At 70.3% G+C, this 6,497-nt stretch carries 5 protein-coding genes; 3 read left to right on the forward strand and 2 right to left on the reverse strand.

Annotation, left to right across the window (positions count from 1 at the left end):
* Positions 1 to 1,205: 1,205 nt before the first annotated feature.
* Complete coding sequence (locus ACIBJF_RS51280) at positions 1,206 to 1,526, forward strand: ArsR/SmtB family transcription factor (RefSeq protein ID WP_399184776.1); 321 nt, start codon at positions 1,206 to 1,208, stop codon at positions 1,524 to 1,526.
* Positions 1,519 to 1,980 (forward strand): SRPBCC family protein, encoded by a 462-nt coding sequence (locus ACIBJF_RS51285; RefSeq protein ID WP_399184777.1) that lies wholly within the window; start codon positions 1,519 to 1,521, stop codon positions 1,978 to 1,980. The genes ACIBJF_RS51280 and ACIBJF_RS51285 overlap by 8 nt, the downstream gene beginning before the upstream one ends.
* Positions 1,981 to 4,032: 2,052 nt before the next feature.
* On the opposite strand, the gene ACIBJF_RS51290 is transcribed toward ACIBJF_RS51285, so the two are convergent.
* Together ACIBJF_RS51290 and ACIBJF_RS51295 are read right to left on the reverse strand one after the other, a co-directional pair.
* Positions 4,033 to 4,833, reverse strand: coding sequence for an alpha/beta hydrolase (locus ACIBJF_RS51290; RefSeq protein ID WP_399184778.1), 801 nt, complete (start codon positions 4,831 to 4,833; stop codon positions 4,033 to 4,035).
* Positions 4,830 to 5,696 (reverse strand): alpha/beta fold hydrolase, encoded by an 867-nt coding sequence (locus ACIBJF_RS51295; RefSeq protein ID WP_399184779.1) that lies wholly within the window; start codon positions 5,694 to 5,696, stop codon positions 4,830 to 4,832. The genes ACIBJF_RS51290 and ACIBJF_RS51295 overlap by 4 nt, the downstream gene beginning before the upstream one ends.
* Before the next feature lie 135 nt (positions 5,697 to 5,831).
* Here ACIBJF_RS51295 and ACIBJF_RS51300 point away from each other — a divergent pair, with 135 nt between their 5' ends.
* Positions 5,832 to 6,407 carry a TetR/AcrR family transcriptional regulator gene (locus ACIBJF_RS51300; RefSeq protein WP_356318460.1) on the forward strand — a complete coding sequence of 192 codons (576 nt, stop codon included), beginning with the start codon at positions 5,832 to 5,834 and terminating at the stop codon, positions 6,405 to 6,407.
* Positions 6,408 to 6,497 lie beyond the last annotated feature (90 nt).

The raw sequence follows: 6,497 nt of genomic DNA on the forward strand, positions 1-6,497 counted from the left end.
GGGGGATTCGCTCGCTTCCGGTCATCCGGCTCGCGGCGACGACAGCCATGATTAGCGGCGGCCGAGGGCGGACGCAATGATGTGACCTACTACCCCCTTACGTACGAATGTCCGCTTAGTGCATGAATGGGGCTGTCGGTGCATTTCAGGGGCATCCGGTCCTACGGCCCTGGTTAGGATGTGATCCCGCTCGCATGGCCGACATCACGCCCACACCCCCGAACCCGCCCCCTCACCCCCCGGACGGGGCCGCCACCGGGAACGGACCGGGTCATCCGCCCGGCGACGGCCCGACCGGCGGCGCCAGGTCACGGCGGTGCCGGCCGCGCGGGCAGCACCCGCGCCGCACCGACCCTTTGCCGGGGAGCTGCAGGGACGAGAGGGAGGACCAGGTGTCACCCTGACCGTGTTCATCCCCAGGACCGACGGGCACCGACTGCTTCCGCCAGGCGGCATGGGTGACGCCAGGACCGCCACCGCGGACAGGAACGACACGGACCGACGCCGCTCGGGCAGGGCGTACTGCAGGACGGCAGGGATCTCTGACGGCCGCAGCGGGGACCCCGGAGCAGCGGAAGGTGGCCGGCTCGGTCAAGCGTGGCAGGCCTACTCCGGGTGGTGGCAGACGGCCAACGCGCGGCGCGGGCGGTCGCCGGGGCGGGCCACGGCCGTGCCAGCGGTCAACTGCGGGCGATGCAGGCCGGCCCATGAAGCGACGCGGTCGCGCCGCGGGACGAGGTCGACGGTGCCGACGTGCTTCTCGGCACGCTCCGCCGCCTGCCGCTGCCCGTACAGGACGGCCAGGTGCAGCGACCAGCTGACGGGCCGCCAAACCGGTGAACGATTCCGACGAGACCCCGAGCCTGCCCCGGCAGGCCCGGGCACGACGCGCCCTGGGCGTGAGCCCCCCAGCCGCGACACGGGGCCCGTGGATCCCCCATAGCCCGGCATGCCGGGACGGTCACACCTCCCCGCGGCACTCGCCGCATTCCTCTCCAGGGCATGTCGGACTGCTCGTGGGCAGGGGATCGATCTTCAGGGTTCGGGGCGGTGCGGTGGCCATGTTCGGCTTGCTCGCGGTCTTCGGCCCGCTTCCTTGTGCGGTGTGGCCGCGGCTGGCGCCCCGGCCGGGGGTTTGGTCGCTGGTGTGGCTGTGTCTCGTCGTCCTGCTTGACCCGGCCACCCGTAAGTCGTAGCTTACGTAAGTGGTGACTTACGAAGATGCCTTGTCCGCGCTGGCCGACCCGACCCGGCGGGCCATCTTCGAGCGTCTCGTCGACGGTCCCAAGGCAGTGGGGCAGCTGGCCGAGGGCCTGCCCGTGAGCCGTCCCGCGGTCTCCCAGCACCTGAAGGTGCTCAAGGAGGCCGGGCTGGTCGTCGACCGAGCGGTCGGCACGCGACGCGTGTACCAGCTCAACCCGGCCGGGCTGGGTGCTCTGCGCGCCTGGCTCGACCGGTTCTGGGATCAGGCACTGGCCGCGTTCGCCGCGGCCGCCGAGAGCGAAGGAAAGCACGAACATGACTGATGGATCCGTCCGCAAGAGCGTGACCGTCCACGCGCCGATCGAGAAGGCGTTCACCGTCTTCACGCAAGGCTTGGACAGCTGGTGGCCGCGCGGCCACAAGATCGGCCAGGGGCAGCTGAAGGAGGCGGTCCTCGAGGGCAGGGAAGGCGGTCGCTGGTACGAGATCGACGCCGACGGCAGCGAGTGCGAGTGGGGCCGGGTGCTGACGTGGAAGCCGCCCACCCTCCTGGTGCTGGCCTGGCAGATCGACGCCGCCTGGCGCTTCGACCCGCAGCTGATCACTGAGGTGGAGATCCGCTTCGTCCCCGAAGGGCCACATCGCACCCGAGTGGAGCTCGAACACCGTGACCTGGACCGCTTCGGCGAAGCCCAGGGCGAGGTCCGCGCCGCGTTCGATTCGCCGGGCGGCTGGCCGGGTCTCCTCGACGCGTTCGCCCAGGCAGCAGCGGCATAGCCCCAGAGGGGCATGCCCCCGCGGCGCGGTGCCGGGCATGGTCGCGGAATCCGTGTTGCACACGGCCCTCCCGTCTCGATCGGCAGCGAAGTCGGGAAGGCCGTTCTGGTGCGCTCGAAGGCACTCCCGGTCGCGGTAGAGGCGGATGCCCGCGCTTGTCAAACGGCGCCTTGCGACAGGCGAGTTGACCTGCCCGAGGTACGGCGGGTCCAGCGCGGGTGGGGATGGGAGCGGTGCCGTCGGCTGCGCGGGCCGGCCGGGTCGGTGGAGGTGCATCCGCGGCGGACCCATTGCATGACCCGCTCGGACACGGATGTCCTTCTCTCAGCCTTCGCCCTGGTCAGGCGGGCGCATGTGGTGGAGGTGGTGGGGCTGGACTGGAGTCGGCCGCATGCGATGGGCCATCGACGAATCGCGGAACGCCTGCGCCGACCCGCCTCGACGCTGCGGGGCCGGCTGCGGTGCTTCTCCCGGCAGGCAGTGCCGGGCGCCGCGGTGTCCACCTCCTTTGCTGGTGGCGCTCGCCGCCGCTCGGAAGTGGGCCACGATTCACCCGTCGCCGACACTCCACGAACCGAAGCTGAAATCCGGTTGGTCCATGGGACGTCTGCGCTCACCGTCCCCCTGCTGCAGCCAGGAAGATCCGATGCCGCTCGAGGTCGACGCCGAGGACCGCGACCACCAATGCCCGGCCCTCCACGACAGGTGTCTCAGGGAGTTCTCCTGGTCGACGGCCCTCGTCCGCGGCGGGGCGCCGAGGACAGGGCCGCGGACGGTGTGGGGCCAGCCGGCCACGAAGCAGGTTCCATAGTCCTTGCCACTCCCCCATCGGGCCAGAGTCATGGGACACAGTCGGACCATCACAGGCTCAGCCCCGAATCGGCGTGTGTTCGCCCCTCGGTGATCGTCGGATGACGTTACTTCGGGCCGGAGTTGAATGCTCCATTTGGGGGAATTGCGGTGACGGACCGCGCGGCGGGAGGTTGAACGAGTATGAGCGCAAGTCATAAACGCAAGCGGTCACGGTCCCGAGCATTCCAGCAGGTGCAAGCGCAACTGACCCGTGCGGCTGCAGCGATGGCCGCGGGGAAGAAGCCGCCGCGACAGCTAGTCGAAGAAACGGTTCGCCCGGCAGATGCAGAACCGGACACCCGCCATGACAAAACGGCACCGCCCGGCTTGACCTGAGACCATCCGCCCGCCTTTCTCGCCGCCTCACCAACGGCGGCTACCTCGCCGAGAGTCGGCCCGTTGCCGAACTCCGCGAACCTGGCGAGCACTTCCTCATAGCCTGCCCCAGCCCCCTCGTGCTTTTGTTCCCGCTCCCAGCCCTCAACAGTGGAGTGCGGCGCACCTCGCCCGCGCACCGAGCAGTAGCCGCGAAAGACCTGGCCGAGGGCGGCGAAACGGTCGCGGCCGGCCTCCTTACCGGCCTCGCGGCTCCACGTCCCGCAGCCTGCTTCGAGTTGCTCGAGCCATGCCGACCCCGGGCTCGCGCATGCCGCGCCTGTGGCAGTCGCCCAGCAGGCCGACCCACGACTCGACCGACTCGCACAGACCCTCGGTGTCATCGCCCCACACGCACGCGCAGCCGCGATCCGGCGGGCCCCGGTTCCGGCAAGCAGTGCGGCCCAGCTTGGACGCCTGCACCGCGTCCTCGTCGACGGTGTCCACACTGCACCGCTCTCCTGGGCGGAACGGGCAGAGTAAGGGGGAGAAAAAAGCCCTGTTCGAGCCGATTGCCACGGCCAGGACGGTTCGGGCCGAGCCACTACTGGTCGTGGTGTCCGAAATGCAAGGCGGCAGCCGGCCAGGCGCTCCCCCATCTGCCGGCGGCCTGCCAAGGGCAGCCGGTGCAGGTCCCTCCCGAAGATCGAATTTCCGTTGAGCGTTCCAGGCGTCGTCTGGTCGGCCCCGCCGCGGCGGGGCCGGTGGGCGTCGCAGGCATCAAGCCTCGGCACAGCGCCCTGTCGCGGGTACCAGCGGCTCGTCGCCGGTACCCGCGACCGGATCTCTCGTGCGGTTGCTTGCGCCTGTTTGCGGAGCCCCGCGTCAGCGGGCCGGGGAGGTGTCGTGCTGCCCGACCCAGTCGAGCACGACGTCGGCGACTTCACGCCAACCGCTGTCGAATACCAGCGAGTGCCCGCGCCCCGGGATACGCCGATAGTCGGTGTTGGTTCCGGGCTGGTAGAGCTCGGCCGCCTGGCGTGACACCACTTCGGGGATGGTGTGGTCGCGGTCCCCACCGAGGATCAGCAAGGGCCCGCGCACGCGGTCGCTCAGGTCGACCGCGGTGGGCGAGCGCGGGTCCTTCTTGGCGGCCGTCAGGTCGAATATCGGTCGCCCCGGTCCCGGAATCGCCCAGCGCCGGTACAACTCGTCGGACTCCTCGCGGCTGACGGCGTTGCCGAACGCGTAGCGGAACTGGCGGCGGGTCAGCATCACGGACCCGTCCCGGTTGGCCTTGCTGCGCAGCACCGGCAGCGCCGAACGGATCTGTGGGATCGGCAGGGCCTTCACCCCCTTGATCGGCGCCGGGTCGATGGCGACGGCGGCCGAGGCGATGCCCGAGGCCAGGAGCTTCTGAGCGATCAAACCGCCGAATGAGTGCCCGATCACCACGGGGCGCTCGCGAAGCCGGCCGATCTGGCGCGCGATGTGGTCGGTGATGTCCTGGACCCCGTAGCCGGCCACCTGGTCGGGGCTGCGCCGGGCCGCCTCGACGGTGTCGCCGTCACCGGGCCAGTCTGCCGACCGCGCCTCGTAGCCGGCGCTCGTGAACAGGTCGACCCACGGGTGCCACGCCGAGGCGTGGATCCAAAGTCCGTGGACGAACACGACCGGGGAGCTCACTGCGCGCCGCCCGCGGAGGTGGCGGCGTCCTCGATCACCTTCGTGACAGCGGACGGAACCTCGAGCATCGACAGGTGGTCCGCGGCGGCGGTCACGACCGTGCCGTGGGCCCGCGCTGCCATGGCCTGCTGCTCGGCGGGCGGGAGGACCTTGTCGTTCGTTCCGATGAAGAACCAGCTGGGCACGGTCTGCCAGGCCGCGGGTCCCGACTGCTCGTTGAGGGCGCCGCCTGTGATCGGGGTCTGGGCGGCGGCAAGCTCGGCGCCGATGTCGGCGGGCAGGCTGCCGGCGAACGCCTTCGGGAACAGGTCGCGCTTGACGTACAGGTCCGCGTCGCCCTGCGGCTGGGACGGGTCCTGAACGGCGTCGAACACCGCGGTCGAGTCGGGGACCGCGAGCGAGGAGCCGGGCTTGGCACCGGTCAGCTGGGCCACGGTCTCCCCCTGCGCCGGGGCGTAGGCGTCGATGTACGCCAGGGCCTTGACACGCGAGATGCCGGCCGCGGCATTGGTGATGACCGCTCCGCCGTACGAGTGGCCGACGAGCACGACAGGGCCGGTGGTGGCCTGATTGACGAATGCCGCGACGGAGGCGGCGTCGGCAGACAGGCCGCGCAGCGGGCTGGGCGCGTCGAGGACGGTGTAGCCGTCGTGCTGGAGCCGGGACGCCACCGGAGCGAAGCTCGAAGCGTCCGCCCAGGCCCCGTGGACCAGGACGATGGTGGGCTTGGTGGCAGCGAGCTGATCGCCGGCGTGGGCGGGGGCTGCGTCGGCGCTGCCGGTCACCGCGAGGGCCGCGGTCACCGCTGCGGCGGCCGCCAGGATCGCGGCGCCGCGGCGTTTGAGCGAAGTATGCACGGTCATGAGATGCCTCCTAGGGAGGAAGGAACGTTCCTTCCTCCTCGACGGAAGCATCTACGGGTGACCTGTGTCAAAGAGCTCGACTGTGGCATGCCCCACAGGCAAGAAAGAACGATCGGTATCGACTAGTATGTGGTCATGACTGCAGACGCCAAGACGCGTACCGCGGGACCACGGGACCACCTGCTCGAGGTCGCCAGCGACCTGTTCTACCGGGAGGGCATCAACACGGTCGGCGTGGACCGGGTCCTGAGCGAAGCCGGCGTGACCCGGTCAACGATGTATCGCCACTTCGCGGGCAAGGAACAGCTCGTCATCGCCTACCTCCAGCGCGAGGACGCACTGATCCGGGCGCAGTTCGAGGCCGCCGCCGAGCACGCGGTGTCGCCCGATCACCTTCTGGAGCTGGCCGTCGAGGGCGTGGCGGACGACGCCGCGCGGCACCACACCCGGGGCTGTCCGTTCATCAACGCCACAGCGGAGTATTCCGACCCTGCGAGCCCGGTGCGCGGCGTGGTTGCGAAACATCGGGCCTGGTTCCGTGCGGCGCTGCGCGAGTACTTCGCCGCGGCGGGCCGTGACGATCCGGACGGCAGGGCCGACACGTTCGTCATGCTGCGTGACGCGGTGCTGGTGGGCAGCTACCTCGACGATCCCGACAAGGTGCGCACGACCTTCCTGCGTAACGCCCGCAACGTCGCGGGGCTGCCCTAGAAGATCACTGAAAATCTCGGGTTCTGGCCTCGCGGGTGCTGGCGTGGGGTCAGACTGCTGTGTGTGCGGGGGGAATGGGCTGGGGAGACG

This window comes from Streptomyces sp. NPDC050743 (genome assembly GCF_044456925.1).
Classification (GTDB): Bacteria; Actinomycetota; Actinomycetes; order Streptomycetales; family Streptomycetaceae; genus Streptomyces.

Excerpts from the sequence above, each read along its gene's own strand:
- ACIBJF_RS51300 (WP_356318460.1), top strand. The coding sequence starts at position 5,832 with ATGACTGCAGACGCCAAGACGCGTACCGCGGGACCACGGGACCACCTG.
- ACIBJF_RS51285 (WP_399184777.1), top strand. The coding sequence starts at position 1,519 with ATGACTGATGGATCCGTCCGCAAGAGCGTGACCGTCCACGCGCCGATC.
- ACIBJF_RS51295 (WP_399184779.1), bottom strand. The coding sequence starts at position 5,696 with ATGACCGTGCATACTTCGCTCAAACGCCGCGGCGCCGCGATCCTGGCG.